The organism is Cohnella kolymensis (assembly GCF_000829465.1).
Lineage (GTDB): Bacteria > Bacillota > Bacilli > Paenibacillales > Paenibacillaceae > Cohnella > Cohnella kolymensis.
On sequence record NZ_JXAL01000004.1, the window covers coordinates 32,645 to 47,945 of the forward strand.

Annotated in this window: 18 protein-coding genes; 5 read left to right on the forward strand and 13 right to left on the reverse strand. The window is 53.3% G+C overall.

The window, feature by feature from the left end; translation table 11 throughout:
* Positions 1-2 precede the first annotated feature (2 nt).
* The 7 genes from SD71_RS05380 to SD71_RS05405 all read right to left on the reverse strand — a co-directional run bounded on the left by SD71_RS05380 (position 3) and on the right by SD71_RS05405 (position 7,731).
* Positions 3-644, reverse strand: coding sequence for a hypothetical protein (locus tag SD71_RS05380; RefSeq protein ID WP_152619347.1), 642 nt, complete (start codon positions 642-644; stop codon positions 3-5).
* Positions 611-937 (reverse strand): hypothetical protein, encoded by a 327-nt coding sequence (locus SD71_RS22015; RefSeq protein WP_052475990.1) that lies wholly within the window; start codon positions 935-937, stop codon positions 611-613. The genes SD71_RS05380 and SD71_RS22015 overlap by 34 nt, the downstream gene beginning before the upstream one ends.
* Before the next feature lie 37 nt (positions 938-974).
* Positions 975-2,561 carry a UDP-glucose--hexose-1-phosphate uridylyltransferase gene (locus SD71_RS05385; protein WP_052475991.1) on the reverse strand — a complete coding sequence of 529 codons (1,587 nt, stop codon included), beginning with the start codon at positions 2,559-2,561 and terminating at the stop codon, positions 975-977.
* Positions 2,562-2,577: 16 nt separating this feature from the next.
* Positions 2,578-3,564 carry a UDP-glucose 4-epimerase GalE gene (gene galE, locus SD71_RS05390; RefSeq protein WP_041060677.1) on the reverse strand — a complete coding sequence of 329 codons (987 nt, stop codon included), beginning with the start codon at positions 3,562-3,564 and terminating at the stop codon, positions 2,578-2,580.
* Positions 3,565-3,566: 2 nt separating this feature from the next.
* Positions 3,567-4,748, reverse strand: a complete 1,182-nt coding sequence (locus SD71_RS05395) for a galactokinase (RefSeq protein WP_041060679.1) — start codon at positions 4,746-4,748, stop codon at positions 3,567-3,569.
* Between the two features lie 152 nt (positions 4,749-4,900).
* Positions 4,901-5,893 (reverse strand): glycosyltransferase family 2 protein, encoded by a 993-nt coding sequence (locus SD71_RS05400; protein ID WP_041060682.1) that lies wholly within the window; start codon positions 5,891-5,893, stop codon positions 4,901-4,903.
* Positions 5,894-5,940: 47 nt separating this feature from the next.
* Positions 5,941-7,731: a phospholipid carrier-dependent glycosyltransferase gene (locus SD71_RS05405; RefSeq protein WP_041060685.1), complete on the reverse strand. Its 1,791-nt coding sequence runs from the start codon at positions 7,729-7,731 to the stop codon at positions 5,941-5,943.
* A 159-nt stretch (positions 7,732-7,890) separates the two neighbouring features.
* On the opposite strand from SD71_RS05405, the gene SD71_RS05410 reads away from it, so the two are divergent.
* The 3 genes from SD71_RS05410 to SD71_RS05420 all read left to right on the forward strand — a co-directional run bounded on the left by SD71_RS05410 (position 7,891) and on the right by SD71_RS05420 (position 9,122).
* Positions 7,891-8,148, forward strand: a complete 258-nt coding sequence (locus tag SD71_RS05410) for a GlsB/YeaQ/YmgE family stress response membrane protein (protein ID WP_041060688.1) — start codon at positions 7,891-7,893, stop codon at positions 8,146-8,148.
* A 44-nt stretch (positions 8,149-8,192) separates the two neighbouring features.
* Positions 8,193-8,522 (forward strand): YtxH domain-containing protein, encoded by a 330-nt coding sequence (locus tag SD71_RS05415; protein ID WP_052475992.1) that lies wholly within the window; start codon positions 8,193-8,195, stop codon positions 8,520-8,522.
* 99 nt (positions 8,523-8,621) lie between these two features.
* Entirely contained in the window at positions 8,622-9,122 is a 501-nt protein-coding gene (locus SD71_RS05420) for a hypothetical protein (protein ID WP_041060691.1), read from the forward strand.
* Positions 9,123-9,278: 156 nt separating this feature from the next.
* Here the strand turns inward: SD71_RS05420 and SD71_RS22020 are convergent, their stop codons facing one another.
* The 4 genes from SD71_RS22020 to SD71_RS05440 all read right to left on the reverse strand — a co-directional run bounded on the left by SD71_RS22020 (position 9,279) and on the right by SD71_RS05440 (position 11,348).
* Positions 9,279-9,617, reverse strand: coding sequence for a hypothetical protein (locus tag SD71_RS22020; protein ID WP_152619348.1), 339 nt, complete (start codon positions 9,615-9,617; stop codon positions 9,279-9,281).
* Between the two features lie 162 nt (positions 9,618-9,779).
* Positions 9,780-10,556 (reverse strand): sigma-70 family RNA polymerase sigma factor, encoded by a 777-nt coding sequence (locus SD71_RS05430; RefSeq protein WP_041060694.1) that lies wholly within the window; start codon positions 10,554-10,556, stop codon positions 9,780-9,782.
* The gene (gene rsbW, locus SD71_RS05435; protein ID WP_041060697.1) at positions 10,553-10,993 is read right to left on the reverse strand and encodes an anti-sigma B factor RsbW; all 441 of its coding nucleotides are present in this window, start codon (positions 10,991-10,993) and stop codon (positions 10,553-10,555) included. Before rsbW ends, SD71_RS05430 begins: the two co-directional genes overlap by 4 nt.
* A 34-nt stretch (positions 10,994-11,027) precedes the next feature.
* Entirely contained in the window at positions 11,028-11,348 is a 321-nt protein-coding gene (locus tag SD71_RS05440; protein WP_041060700.1) for an STAS domain-containing protein, read from the reverse strand.
* A gap of 209 nt (positions 11,349-11,557) precedes the next feature.
* On the opposite strand from SD71_RS05440, the gene SD71_RS24165 reads away from it, so the two are divergent.
* Both SD71_RS24165 and SD71_RS05445 read left to right on the forward strand, forming a co-directional pair.
* Complete coding sequence (locus SD71_RS24165) at positions 11,558-11,716, forward strand: hypothetical protein (RefSeq protein WP_165418308.1); 159 nt, start codon at positions 11,558-11,560, stop codon at positions 11,714-11,716.
* 183 nt (positions 11,717-11,899) lie between these two features.
* On the forward strand, positions 11,900-13,012 hold the full coding sequence (locus SD71_RS05445; RefSeq protein WP_052475994.1) for an NAD(P)/FAD-dependent oxidoreductase: 1,113 nt from the start codon (positions 11,900-11,902) through the stop codon (positions 13,010-13,012).
* Here the strand turns inward: SD71_RS05445 and SD71_RS05450 are convergent, their stop codons facing one another.
* Both SD71_RS05450 and SD71_RS05455 read right to left on the reverse strand, forming a co-directional pair.
* The gene (locus SD71_RS05450) at positions 13,013-13,555 is read right to left on the reverse strand and encodes a hypothetical protein (protein WP_041060706.1); all 543 of its coding nucleotides are present in this window, start codon (positions 13,553-13,555) and stop codon (positions 13,013-13,015) included.
* A gap of 95 nt (positions 13,556-13,650) precedes the next feature.
* On the reverse strand, positions 13,651-15,300 hold the full coding sequence (locus tag SD71_RS05455) for a response regulator (RefSeq protein WP_052475995.1): 1,650 nt from the start codon (positions 15,298-15,300) through the stop codon (positions 13,651-13,653).
* Between the last annotated feature and the right edge of the window lies 1 nt (position 15,301).

The following is a 15,301-nucleotide window of genomic DNA, read 5'->3' on the forward strand; positions in this document are numbered from 1 at the left end:
CGTTATTTTTCAACATATGTCAGTATCTGCTCCACAGCTTGCTGTTCCGAACCGTTTTTCAAATCAAGCCCTTTAACCACATGCCAGGTTTCCGTATGGACAGCGGTAGACCCGGACTCGACCGTCTGCAGCTCGCCTAAGGTTTCCAACTCGAGCATCGAGCTGTTCGTGTAAAGTTCGAACGAAACGCCGTAATCCGGATAAACGCCTCCGGCAGCCGGTTCATACCGTTTGACAAAAGTATCACCATGATTGCTGTATGCCGCCCAACCCGCTTCGTTGTCACAACCGAATTTGTAAGGAGTCGGTCCCTCCCCTTGATTCACGACAATTGCCGATTCCGTAAAAACGACGCGCGGATCATTCAGACGATTGTATGGCCATAGGACGAAGCGGCGATTCGGAAGCAGCCCGGTGTCGTTCGCGGTCATCGGCACGACTGCCCGGCCTCCTGCACTCATCACGGACAGCGACCATGGTGCGAATGTAATCGGCCACGCTCCGTTGTTCGTAATCCGGTGAATGACTTTCACGTTCAGTCCTGCCGGATCCATCTGAATCTCGATTTCCTTGGTGAGCTGATTCCATCGCTCCGGAGTCGCTTTAAACACTACAGTAGTCTCGCCGTTCTGGTTCCAATCCACCGGCTCGTTATCCGGGTAGGCGTCCGCGGTACCCGCTCAGGGCTTGTCCATAGACGGTGTCCGCCATACAATTTGAAGTTTCCGCCGCCGACGGGATCGAAAACCGGATCTCGCTCTTTGCGGATGTCCTGTTTTTCTTCTTCAAAAAACAAGTTGCTGCCGGCTGCGGAGGAGAGATGAATAATGCGCGGTCCGAACTCCACTGTGACCAAGAGTTCAATGCTCCCGTTGTTGATGGATACGACGCGTCCCCATTTTTCATGATGGATCTCCTTGATAGCTATCGTTGCCATAAGTGCGATTTCTCCTTTCGCTAATGAAAGTACGTCGTCAGATGACAGCAGCCGCCTTCAAGAAACGGTGAAATGCTTCACGTCCTTGGGAATCTGTTTTGTAGACGCCGGCGTCCTGCAGCACAGCATAGAACTTGTCACCCACTGCAGCTTTTATTAACCGCTCTGCAGAAGCTTCAGATTGCGTAGTCCCATGATTATCGACAAGGCCGGCGATCCATGAGGCGTGCTTGTGAAGCGGATGATCTTGCGCAGCCAGTGCCTCCGGATCGTAAGCCGTTCGTCCTGCCAAAATTCCGGCGATCTGGCCGAGTTCCATCTGCAGCCTTCCCGGCAGCACAGCAAGACCCATGACCTCGATCAAACCGACATTCTCTTTCTTGATGTGATGCAGCTCTTGATGCGGATGAAAAATACCGTCCGGGTGACGCTCGCTCGTACGGTTGTTCCGCAGAACAAGGTCTAGCTCATACTCGCCGTTATCCTTCATTCGCGCGATGGGAGTGATTGTATTATGCTCGACATGTTCGTTTCCCTTCTCCGAGAAAGCCAGTATGTCGGCATCCGGATCGCTGTAGCTTCGCCACACGGTCAGAATGTGAGCCGCTGCTCTCAGCAGAGCGGACCGATCCGGAGAGGTTAATCGAATGACGGACATGGGCCACCGAACGATTCCTGCCGCTACGCCCGGCTCGCCGACAACTGTGTGCCAATCATTCACTGGAGCCTTCTCCATGGGGAAGACATGGCGTCCGGCTTGAAAATGATCATGATTCAATATCGATCCGCCCACGATCGGCAAATCGGCGTTGGAGCCTATAAAATAGTGCGGAAATTGCTCGATAAAATCGAAAAGCCGCGCAAAAGTGGCGGGCGAAATCTTCATCGGCGTGTGGCGGCCGCAGAAAACAATGCTGTGTTCATTGTAGTAGACGTAAGGCGAATACTGGAAATACCAGAGCTCCTCTTGCAGTGTCAAAGGCAGAATCCGCAAGTTTTGCCGCGCCGGATGATCGGGACGACCCGCATAGCCGACATTCTCTTTGCAGAGAAGACACTTAGGATAATTGCCTTGCGGCAGCGTTTTGAGCAAGGCGATTTCCTTCGGATCCAATTCCGGCTTGGACAGATTAACGGTGATCTCAAGCTCCCCATCCGGTGTCGCATGCTTCCAATAGCCGTTTCTCTTGATTCGATCCATCCGAATATAGTTGGCATCGATATTCAGCTGATAGAACCAATCGGTGGCGGCCGCAGCCCCGTCGTGCTGCACGAGCTCACGAAACTTACGGTTGGTTTCCGACGGCCGCGGCATCAACAAGCCCATGATGCGGGCGTCGAACAGATCCCGGCGGGTCGAGGTGTCGTCAGGCAGCAGGCCTCTTGCAGCCGCGGCGTCCAGCAGGGGCTCAAGCAGCGGTACCGGGCTATCCGGAAGTTGTTCAGCGTGCACATCAGGCGCCGGTTCCGTCAGCTCAAACAAGTCCAATAGAGCGTTCCGCGATGCGTCGACATCAAGCGGCTCGATCAGTTCATTGGCGAGCGCGAACGCAACGAGCCTTTCAATGTGCAGCGCCAGCTTTGCCCCGGAATCGTCGGCGGATGCGTAAGCTGCCTTATTCATTGTCATAACCTCCCCGCTAGCTCTTGAAACCTTCCGGATGGGTTCGATGCCAGTTCCATGAACTTGAGATGATATCCTCAAGCCTGCTGCGTGACGGACTCCAGCCGAGCTCATCGCGCGCCCGGGCCGATGAGGCCACCAGTACCGCAGGATCTCCGGCACGACGGTCGCGGGTGACCGCCGGAATCGCATGGCCGGTAACGTGCCTCGCCGTTTCTATCACCTGCTTGACGGAATAGCCCAGCCCGTTGCCCAAATTATAGACCGCGCTCTCACCGCCTTGGCGCAGGCGATCGAGCGCAAGCAGATGCGCATCCGCCAAATCGCTCACATGAACGTAATCGCGGATGCATGTGCCGTCTTCCGTCGGATAATCGTCGCCGAAGACGGTTATGTGCTCGCGTTGTCCCAGCGCCACTTCCAGCACGAGAGGAACAAGGTGGGTTTCGGGATGATGATCCTCCCCGATTTTCCCGGACTCGTGTGCGCCCGCCGCGTTAAAATAACGTAAGGAGATGGATTTGATGCCATGAGCCGTATCGAACCAGCGTATCATCTTTTCCATGGCCAGCTTGGTTTCTCCGTACGCATTGGTCGGCACCGTCCGGTCGTATTCGTCGATCGGCACCCGTTCCGGCTCCCCGTAAGCCGCCGCAGTCGAAGAAAAGACGATCCTTTTGACACCGGCTTTTTTCATCTGCTCAAGCAGGCATAATGTTCCATAAACGTTATTGTGGTAATACTTACCGGGGTCTTCCATGCTTTCGCCGACAAGAGAATTGGCCGCGAAGTGGATGACGCCGTCGATGTCGTTCTCCCCGAATACTTGAGCAAGGAATTGTTCGTCCCGCAGGTCGCCGATATAGAGCTTGCCGCCAAGAACCGCCTGTTCATGGCCTTGATAAAGGCTGTCTGCGATAACGACTTCTTCACCTTTTTCCAGTAACGCCGCCACCGCGTGCGAACCGATATATCCCGCTCCACCCGTTACAAGCACTGCCATATTTACGCCTCCCCCGTTAACTTTCGGACACCGTCGCCGATGTCGCAAACATAGAATGCCGGGCTTAATCCTGTCTCCCTTTTATATGTATTGCCTACATCCTGAATGAACCTCTCAACAGAATCCAGATGAACAAGGGATACCGTACATCCTCCGAAGCCTGCTCCGGTCATGCGGGAGCCCAGCACTCCAGGCACAAGCCGTGCGGCATTCACCATCGTATCCAGCTCGATGCCTGTCACTTCGTACAAGTCGCGAAGCGAATCATGAGAAGCATTCATCAGCCTGCCGAAAGCCGCGAGGTCGCCTTCGCCGAGCACCTGAATCGAGCGTGCTACGCGATCGATTTCTTCCACCACATGGCGCGCGCGCCGGCGAACGATATCGTCGGAAATCAAGTGCTCGTTCGCCACATACTGTTCCAAAGTCAACTGACCCAGCAGAGCAAGCTCCGGAAAAGCTTGCTGCAGCTCCTGCACCGCCTGCTCGCATTCGGATCTGCGCTCGTTATATTTCGAATCTACTAAGCCGCGCCGCTTATTGGTATTGCCGATGACCAGCTTGTAATCACCGGATTGAAACGGGACCAGTTTGTACGCCAGCGTATCGCAATTCAACATGATGGCATGATCTTTACGCCCGTTGGCGACTGCGAACTGATCCATGATGCCGCATTTTACCCCGACAAACTCATTCTCCGCATGCTGGCACCAGCGCGCAATTTCCACAGTGTCGGCCGGTTTTCCCTCCAAGCTGAGCAGCGCATAAGCGGTAACCACTTCAATGGACGCTGACGAGGACAAGCCGGCACCGTTCGGTATTTCCCCGTGAAACAGAAAATTGTATCCCCGGCTCAGCCGAATGCCTCTATGCCCGAGCTCCCAGACGATCCCTTTGGGGTAATTAATCCAATCGTCCTGCTCCGAAAAAGCAATCTGATCCATGGCGATCTCTTTGGTCAAGGCAAAATTGGTGGATGCGAATCCTAGCCGGCGGTCGGACCTCGGCGCTATCAGTAACGTCGTCCCGAAAGTGAGCGCGGCAGGAAAGACGGAGCCTCCGTTATAATCCGTATGTTCGCCGATCAGATTGACCCGTCCCGGCGCTTGGAATACGGAAATGTCATCCGCCTTGCCTCCGAACCTCCAGACAAACTCCTGTTTCAAATGAGCGAGCTGTTCCATTACCCTCATCTCTCCCCGGAAGGCCATGTTTCTCTTAAGTATATCGAAAAGGTTATAATCGCGAAATGGCGGAAAGTGCTTTTCATTTTTGCAAGTGAAAACCAAAAAAAGCCCAACCGCCGGATTGGGCCACAAGTCGACTATTTATTGCATCATGCGCGTTCGGTCGAATCGCTATGATCCCTCTGCGGCGCTTCGCCGGGACGGCTGCTGAAATTCAACTGATCGGACACGAGATACAGCGGCCGCCTTTTGGCTTCTTCGTAAATGCGTCCGATATACTCCCCCACTACCCCGAGCAGCGACAAAGTAATGCCGTGGAATAACAGGCTGATCGCGATCAACGAAGTCCAGCCCTGTGTCGTCGTCTCCGTGAAAAAATGCTGAAATAATACGACAATCAAATAAACGAAGCCGGCCGCGGATAAAAGAAAACCGAGAATGCCCGCCAGTTTGAGCGGTTTCGTCGAAAAAGATGTGACCGCGTCGAGCGACAGCCGGATCATTTTGCGCAGCGGGTATTTCGTTTCTCCCGCCGCCCTTTCATCGCGGACATATTCCACCGAGGTCTGACGGAATCCCGCCCAGCTCACCATGCCCCGAATAAAGCGGCTGCGTTCTCGCATCTCGGACAGCGCATCGCACACTTTGCGATCCATCAGCCTGAAATCGCCGGTGTCTACCGGAATATTCACCGAAGTCATAGAGCGCAGAAAACGGTAGAACAATGAGGCTGTCGTTTTCTTAAACCAGGATTCGCCTCTGCGTTCGACCCTCCGCCCGTAAACCACATCAAAGCCTTCCCGCCAGCGTGCAACCATCTCGATAATCAGCTCCGGCGGGTCCTGCAGATCGGCGTCGATCAGCACAACCGCCCGTCCGGCGGCATAATCCATACCTGCAGTGACCGCAATCTGATGCCCGAAGTTACGGGAAAATTCCACTAACTTCACACGCGAATCTTGCTCGCAAAAGCGTCGTACGATGGCGGATGTGCGGTCCCTGCTGCCGTCGTTCACGAATACGATCTCATAGGTTTCGTCGAACGTTTCCAATACCGCCGTCAATCTGCGATATGTAATTTCGATCACTTCTTCTTCGTTGTACATCGGCACGACAACGGAAAGAAAACAATGCTGTTTCAACTTGTAAACCCCTTTCAATGCAGCGCCGGCTCTCGCAGGAATGCTTATTAGAAACCCCAGCTTGGCAGCCAGCGGATGGCATCATTCATCCATGCCCGGGAAATTGTCATGCCGGTAAGCACCGGATAGAACCAGATCAACAGCACCGCCGCTGTGCAGACAACTCCAGCCGTCCACCGGTAGCCGTAACGGCTGCGCTGTTCAACCCAACGGAAATTCCACACAAGGAACAATATAAGCAAAGGTACCATCGGAAAATAGTGATACAAGAAAGTGATGCTTCGCGGCGCGACCATCCAAGGCACATAGAACGATAAAAAAGCGACACTCAGCGTGAGGACGATGCGATCCCTGCTTCGGAATCCGAACCACCAAGCGGTCAGCATGGCCAGAAGCCCGCCCCACCAGACGACCGGATTGCCGATCGCGGCAATGCTTTGAGCTTGTCCATTAGGCAGGTCCTTGCCGCCGTAATACCATACCGGCCGCAGCATCAAGGGCCAGGTGTACCATTTGGATGAATACGGATGCTTTTCTTTCACACCTTTATGATAATGGTACATATCTTTCTGATACTGCCATAAATCTGTATAGTTATCGTCCTTTGCGGTTGCCTCTATGTACGGTTTGTAAGATACGGTGTAGATCCCGACAGGAATCGCAATAAAGAAAATCATGCAGGCCATAAGCGTCAGCACGATCCGCCGGGCAGTTCCGCGCCGGCCATCCCTGCGCGCTTCCCGCCAGCGCCTGAACAGGGCGAAGCCCAGCAGAACGGCCAAGCCCGCGCCGCCGTACAGATAGTTCCATTTCACCGCAGCCGCGGCTCCGAAGAAAATGCCGCTGAGCGCCAGAGGCCCCAAGCTTCTGCGGAAACCCCCGCTTCGCCACTGCATCTCTCCGTATCGGTGCATCGCGTAGAACATGATAATGGTGAACGTAACTCCGAAAATATCAACGTTCGCCATGCGCGAATGAACGAGATGGAAGCCTTCCAGCACAAGCAGCAATGCCGCCAGAAAAGCGTATCTCGTACGCCCGAAATAGCCTTTGGCCACCGCATAAAAAACGGGCACCATCAACGTTCCGAACACCGCCGCCATGAAACGCCAGCCGTAAGGAGTCATTCCGAACAAGTCCACTCCAAGGGATAACAACAGTTTCCCGAGCGGAGGATGAGTGTTCTCGTAAGGCTCCATTTTTTCAATGAACTCATATGCGGTTCGGCCATGATATATTTCGTCAAAATACATGCTGTTGCGGTAATCCGGACGGTACGGAGCAAGCTCTTGCTCGTCAAATACGAATTGGCCGCCGTCGGCTCCGTTTCCTGTTTCCCTCAGCGGTTCAATTTGGGCCGCTGCGAGCGGAGCTGCGCTTTCCTTATTAAAAAAGGCGGCTTCATATAAGCGATACCCGGTTCGTTCGGTAATAAACCTCATGTAACGCGTCTCAACCGGCTTGTCCTCATGCTTCCACGTGAACACGCGGTTTGTGTGATGTTCTACCTTTAAATAGAGTTCCCAATTTTGCCCGTCAGCCGACGATTCGATTTTCGTTTCGCCTTTGGCGCCGGGTCCTTCGTACAGATTAATGCGATCGACATGCTGCAGCCGGCCGAAATCCACAATAAAGCCTTCCCCGGCCTTTTCGGGCTTCCAGAAGGTTTGCGGCGCCGTACGCTCTCCTAAATCGGCAAAAGCCATTAAGCCGGCAATCAGCGTCAACAGCAGCACCAATACAACATCCAGCGGTTTCCATCGCCGATCCCCGCTCTCACCTAAATAGCCGCTTCCCCAATGAATCGGCGATGATCTGTAGGAATCCCTGTAGTCCATATTTGTCCTCTCTCTCCACATGTTGCTGTCCCTATTGTAGACGAAAGCGCTGTCCTCGGAAAGACTACGTTTCATTTTAATAGGGGGGAGGGTAAAGGTAAACAAGGACGGCATAACAAGCCAGACGCCTTATACCGTTTGAAAAGGAGGTAGATCGGAATGTGGGGAATCATCATCAGCATTGTCATGGCCGTTCTGATCGGCATCATCGGTGATTCGCTGGTCCGACACGATATGCCCGGCGGTGTGCTGGGTTCCATGATTGCCGGATTTGCCGGCGCATGGGTCGGGGCTTACCTTTTCGGTTCCTGGGGCCCTGAAATTGCAGGTTTTGCTGTCATACCGGCAATCATCGGTACGATGCTGTTCGTCTTTGTGCTGGGTTTGCTTGGTTCCGTGCTCCGCAGAGCGGCGTGAATCGGCTGACTAAACTATTCTGAAAGACCGAAGGAGGACTTCCCATGGCTCAGACGAGTGAGAACAAAGGTGGAATGTTGAAAGGTGTTTTGATCGGAGGCGCGATCGGCGCAGCTGCCGGCATGCTTTTCGCCCCTAAACCGGGTCGTGAATTGCGCGGAGATATTAAGATGCGCTATATGGACGCACAGGATCGGACGAAACAAGCGCTGACTGATGCAGGCGCCAAGACCTCGGAGATGGTCCAGCAGGTTGGGCAGCAAGCGACGGATATTATGGCTAAAACCCGCTCCGCTGTAACTGCAGCCAAAGACGAAGTGCAGACCTGGAAAGAAGAGCAAAAAAACCCGAAAGACGGTTCAAGCTTTAATTAATCCGCAATTGTAAATCTCTCGGCAACAATAACAGGCCATACCCGGCGATTAATCGCCGGGATTTGGCCTATCTTGTTGACTATGAAAGGGGAAAAGCATATGAAAACGAAACAGTTGATGATGCTTAGCGGCCCGTCGTCCCACGTGAAGGAAGCTTTATCTCAGCTCGGATTCGTTCGGGATTCCGTTATCCATCACTCGACTTTCCGTGCGGAATTGGAATCCACCAAAGGCGCCTACGTTTTCCAACTGCCCTATCAAGAGCAAGACGGAACGATAACGCTGGATGGTGAAGCTTCCTATTTCGACGGGGTTTCCGATTCCGACGTCCCCGAAGAGGTTCGCAACGTTGCTCTTGAGAGATGGTACGCTCTCCGCTCGCGCATTGTCGGTTCGGAGGGTAAAAAAGCGTATTCCCCGGATCGCGGCGACCGCCGCCCATCCGGTCCTACCGCCGCGAAGCCGATTGAGACCGCGAAGAACGGATCGATGGTCCAGGACTTCGAGGATATGGAGCGAATGGGCCGCGACCTGAGCCGGTTGAAAACCGGGCAGCAGCTCAAAGAAGAAGGCCTGATCGACGATCCGATCCAACATTAAATAGATGTACGCAAAGTCCCGCCCGGAGGCCAAACGGCAGCCGGGCGGGACTTTGTCGTGCCCGAGCATACGAGAGGCATGGCATGGCAAGGACTCGGGAAACCCGCGCCCACACAAAAAAAGCCGATGCCCCGGTTGGGGCATCGGCGAGTGAATTTAGATGTACATAACGGCTTGTTCTTCATCCAGCATACTCCGCATCTGTTCGGCTGAAAGACGCGAGCTGAGCAATTCAGGTACATGGATGGGATCCTTGCCTTCTTTCTGAAGCTTTGAACTCTCCAGATGATACCCGTATTCCTTGGAAAGCGCATACATTTTGCAAAACTGCTCCGCCGCATCTACAGCTGCCCCGAGTGACTCGTACTCGGCGAGCTTGTTACCGAAACTCAGTGGGTTGACGCGGGCACCGATCGTCAAATGGTACCCTTCCTGCTTCTCCAATACGAAAATGTCACTTTCAGCGCACCGGATCCGATATTTTACCGTCATCATTTACAACTCCTTTACGGAAATTGGGGATTGCCGGTATAGAATATTACCCCCCACAGAAGGGATGAAACGGGATGCCGCAACATTAAAAAACCATTTGAGAAGCGGTTCGGCGCTGATTGATCGCTCGAGTGAATGCCGCTTATCAAATGGTTTTTATCTTTTTTATTCATCCTCATCGGCGTGTTCGGCCAGAAGCTGCTTGAGCTTGTCGATCGCTCTTTTTTGGATGCGTGAGATGCTCATCTGGGAGACGCCGAGTTCATCGGCAATGGACCGCTGCGACAGCCCACTCTCGAACACCATCAACAGTACTTGCCGTTCCTCCGGCTTCAGCTGCTCCATCGCTTCCTCAAGATCAAGCTTCCTCTCCAGCGCGCTGAAATCGTCGATTGGAGAACCTATCAATTCGCCTAACACGGCCGTATTCTCATCATCCGAGATGGGCGTGTCCAAGGATACATAATGGTATAAGTCCCTGCCCGCTAGAATCTCGAGCGTTTCTTCCGTTTCCAGTCCGAGATACGCCGCAATTTCTTCTACGTTAGGAGAGCGCTCGAGGGTGACCATCAACTCGTCTATGGCCTGCTGCACGACGAGCCCCTTCTCCTTAATCCGCCGAGGAACTTGCACATACCAGGACTTGTCCCTCAAGTAGTTTTTCATGTGGCCGATAATGCTTTTCATCGCATACGGTTCGAACGGCATTCCGAGCTCGGGGTCGAACTGCTTCAGAAGCCGGAACAACGACATTTGCCCTACTTGGAACAAATCGTCGAACAGATCAGGACGATTGCGCGACATTTTGTTTGCCGCCATTTTAACCATCGGTTCATAATTGCGGATCAGCCATTCGGCCAAATCGTTGGCAAGCGTCTTTTGATATTCCAGTAGTACCTTAATCGCGTCGTCGGGCATACGCGCGGATTGTGGTGAACTCATGCGGATTCTTCCGTCGACATCCTTTTCTTGGTCAGCACTACCGCCGTGCCCCCATTATGATGTACTTCAACCCGGTCCATTAGCGCTTGCATCAAATACAGACCCAATCCGCCCGACTGGATTTCGTCAATGGACTTGCCGTGAAGGGAAGGCGATTCTTTGGTATCGGCAGCGGTGAAGCTCATGCCGTTATCCCTTACCGTTATGGTCAATTCTTCGACGCCAACGACGAATTGTATCTCAATCTGCCCATCTTCTCCGCCGTAGGCATGAAGGACGGCATTATTACAAGCTTCGGAAACCGCTACTTTCATATCTTCGATTTCCTCGAACGTAAATCTCATCTTACTTGCGATTCCATACAAGGTAAGCCGGACCAAGTCGACGAACTGGGCTTGTGCCGGTACAGTCAGCGTAACATCTCTATCTTTTGTCATGGATGGGTCTCCTCATTCCTCTCTTTGTGATCGCTTATTCCGCCTTCGCAAGAAACGGAGTAATGCCTGTCATGTCGAACAGCTTGCGAATATTGTTCGGAACATGCTCTACGTCAAAAGGAGCGTTACGCGCGTGGCGTGCCTTTACAACGGATATGAGAATTCCGATCCCGGTGCTGTCGATATATTTCAAATCCCGAAGGTTAAGCGTCAACCTCCTGTCGGACAACTCCATCAAAGGTTCCATGGCTGCTCTCATTTGCGATGCGACCTCAAGATCGAGTTCTCCGCTTACAAAGACGATCGTCTGGCCCTCCCGATTTTCTGTGCGCAGCGAGAATTTATTAGATAACATGAAAATCTCCCTTCTTCCTTCTACATGGAACGGAATTTACTTGGTTTAAAAAAGTGCTCTAAGTTTGTTATAACCCGAATCTTTTCACTTTGAAACATAAAAAATTTATCATAATATGGAAGTTTGGTTTTTTCATGGAAGTGGTAAACGGTATTATTACCGAATTACAAGAAATTGCAGTCACATTTTAGATAGGAGGGGAGTATACCATGGTCGAACGCGATGTGGATATTGAAGAGCGCCGTGTAGAGCATAAGTCGGACTCCAGCTTAGTATTGTCCACTTTTATCAAGTATGCGGCCTACCTCATCATCTTTTTCGGGATTCTGTACTTTGTCGTCATGTATGTCTTTCCGTGGTTTAGGTAAAACAAAAGAGGGAGGCTTCCAGGTTTACTCCTGGGAGCCTTTTTTTGTTCCCTAAATTCCGCCCGGAGGACACACCATGACCTTGCATTTCGGAACGCTGTACTGGCCCACTACCCACCAATCCGCCGTTACCCCGCGCTGCGCGGCACTATAACGACTCATACCGTGATTATCGGCGGGGGAATGTCAGGTGCGGCATGCGGATACATGCTGTCCCGCAGCGGCATTCCGGCCGTCTTGATCGATCAGGGAAGAATCGCTTCCGGCAGTACTTTAGCGAATACCGGCCTGCTTCAATACTCGAACGATCTGACGTTGACCGACATGGCCGAACAATTGGGGGAAGCGGACGCGGTAAGCTTCTATAGAGCCTGTAAACACGCCGCAGAGCGTCTGGCCGATATAGCGGAGAACTTAAACAGGGACGTGCAGTTCAAACGCCGCTGCAGCTTGTATTACACAACCACGCCCGATGATCTGGATATGCTGCGGCGGGAATATGAAATGCTTCACACACATGGATTTGACGCGGAATGGTGGGATGAGAGCAAGATCAAAGCTCATTTCCCGTTCAGCCGCGCCGGCGCAATCGTTACACGCGGAGACGCTGAAGTAAATCCTTTCCGATTCGTGCATGCGATGGCGGAAGACGCTTGTCAGCACGGACTTCGAATATACGAGAATACTTCCATGCTCTCGGTGGAGCCGTCGGCGACGGGATACCGGGTCGTTACGCAGCAGGGCCAGATTGAAACGGAACATGTCATCTACGCAACGGGTTATGTGCCGGAAACTGCCGGCGGCCGCTGGATACGTCCCAAATTGACTCGTTCTTACGTAATCGTGACGGATCCGATCGACTCCTTGTCCGAGTGGCACGAGCGCTTCATGCTTTGGGAAACGGCCCGCCCTTACTTGTATATCCGCACGACACACGATAATCGTATCGTCGCCGGGGGGCTGGACGAAGACTTGCGTGAACCGCTCCTGTCCGAAGATCACCTGCACAATCGTTCAATGCGGCTGCTCGCCGACCTGCACGCTTTGTTTCCGAGCTTCTCCCCGCAGATTCGCTATCAATGGTGCGCCACATTCGGCGAGTCCGCTGACGGGCTGCCATGGCTCGGAGAAGATCCCGACAGGCGTAACCAGCATTATTGCTTGGGTTATGGGGGCAACGGAACGATATACAGCATGCTGGGCGCACACATTATCCGGGATCGGCTGCTCGGTGTCGACAACCCCGCTGCAGCCTTGGTCCGGCCCGATCGCCTGAAGCTGGGCGCCCTCAGCTGATCAAAGAAAAATCCCGGCCGCTGTAATCAGGGTCGGGATAATGATGCGGATCCGTTTAAGCGATGACTTGCCTGGCTCCCGCATGATGCAGCAAAGCTTCAGTATTCGTTCCGACACGGAGCGGCACAGAAGCAAGTACTGGCCCGCTTTCACCGCGTCGTCACCGATTTCTGCGAGCTGCGCAGGGATTCGGATGTCTTCAAGAACCGCTTCTGTCGTATCGTCATCATAAGTGTCATGGGTCACTTGCACAAATGCTGCCGCCGCTGCCCCGCTCCCTGCTTGTCCGTTTCCGCCGGTAAAGGTCGAGGCGAACGGGAAAGCGGCGGCCGGCACAGCGTCGATGCCTTTTCTATCCCCGGTTGTCTTAATCGCATTCAATTCCTCTATTGGAACATCCCTCTGCGTTGACAGCAGAGGGGCTTCTTCCAGATTACCCAGAATAATTCGCAATTCCTCCTGCTCGATGCCCGCTTCGCAGAGCATGCGAACGGCGTCCATCACTCGCTCTTCCTTGTCAAAAATACCTATAATGACCGACATGTCGATCCCCTTTCACGTATAGCCTTGTTCAAGTCTTCCATTAGCTATACCCGCGGCTGGAATATATGAACCCGGCACCCGGCCGGTGTTTCACATCAACCCGGTTCGAATACTTGTTCAGACGCAGGCAGATTTGCCGGCCACTCAAAGGGCGCGACGTTGACGGAGCATATGAAATGAGATCCGTTGCCGTGGTCATCCTCCAAACGGATCGAGCCTCCCATTGCTTTGGCCAGCGCCTGGCTCACTGCCAGGCCCAAGCCGATCCCCCCATACTTCCGGGTCATGGACGAGTCCATCTGGGAAAACGGCAGGAACAGCAAATCTTTTTTCTCTTCCGGTATACCGATTCCCGTGTCCTTCACCGAAGTTTCCAACGTCAACCGCCCGGCCTGATCGGAATAGCAGCGTACAAGGACGTGTACGCCGCCTTTCTCGGTAAACTTGACGGCATTGCCAATCAACCGCGCAAGAATTTTGCGATATCGCAGCGAGTCGCCCACGACAAGTTCCGGAACCTTCTGATCCAATTGCAGCGAGAACTTCAGGGATTTGCGACCCGCTTCCTCTTCGAACAAGCCCATCGCGTCACTCACCGCTTCACGGACACTGAACGGCATTTCATCCAATTCCAAACGGTCGGACTCCAATTGGGTGAATTCCAATATATCGTTCATAACGGACAGCAGGCGGTCCGAATTTTCCCTTATCGCTCGCGCGAAATCGGCTTGTTCTTCAGCCAGCTGCGTCTCCAGCAGCAAATCGCTGATCCCGATCAGACCGTTCATAGGCGTGCGAATTTCGTGGCTCATCACGGCCAGAAATTCACTCTTCGCCCGGGAAGCGCGTTCAGCGGCATTTTTGGCCTCCGTCAGCTGGCGGAGCGTGCCTTTACGCTCCGTAATATCCCGGACCGTACAAGCAAACAGTCTGTCCTGATTAATGACGGCTTCCCCCAATTGAATTTCCGCCTCAAAAGCCGCACCGTCCCGGCGGAGAGCTATCATTTCACTTACAAGTCCGGTCAGATAACGCGTCTCCCACCCGGCCGCCCCGTTGGCAACGGGCGCGGGCCTGCGCATTTCGGCTATGTTGGGCAGCACAATTTCCGCGCTTGCGCCGACCAATTGCTCGGCCGGATAACCGAACAGCCGCTCCATCGCGGGATTCACCGAGCGTATGATATCGTCACCGCCAAATAGGAACATACCGTCGATCGAGGTATCGAATATCATCCGCGACTTGGCTTCTTCCGTAGAAAGATCATAGGTTACGCGAAGCAGCTCTTTGTTGACCGCTTCCAGCTCGGTCTTCTGACGATGCATCATATTCCGCTGCGATTCCAATTCGCGATTGCTTTCATAGAGTCTGACAAAGGCAGCGATTTTCGCTTTTAGAATGGTGGTCGACACCGGTTTCACGAGATAATCGATAGCGCCTGCGGAATATCCTTCGAATTGGTGCACCGCTTCGCGGCTCGTCGCAGAGATAAAGAGGATCGGGGTGTCTTTTGTTTTTTCCCGAGCTTTGATCAGTCTTGCCGTCTCGAATCCGTCCATGCCGGGCATCTGGACATCCAGAACGATGACCGCAAATTCTTCGCGCAGCAAATGACGCAAGGCCGCTTCTCCCGAATCGGCCCGAACCAGGCGATAGCCTTCACCTGACAGAGAGGCCTCCAAAACAAGCAAATTTTCGGCATGATCGTCAACAATCAATAGCGACACTGGCTTGCCATCCCGCACC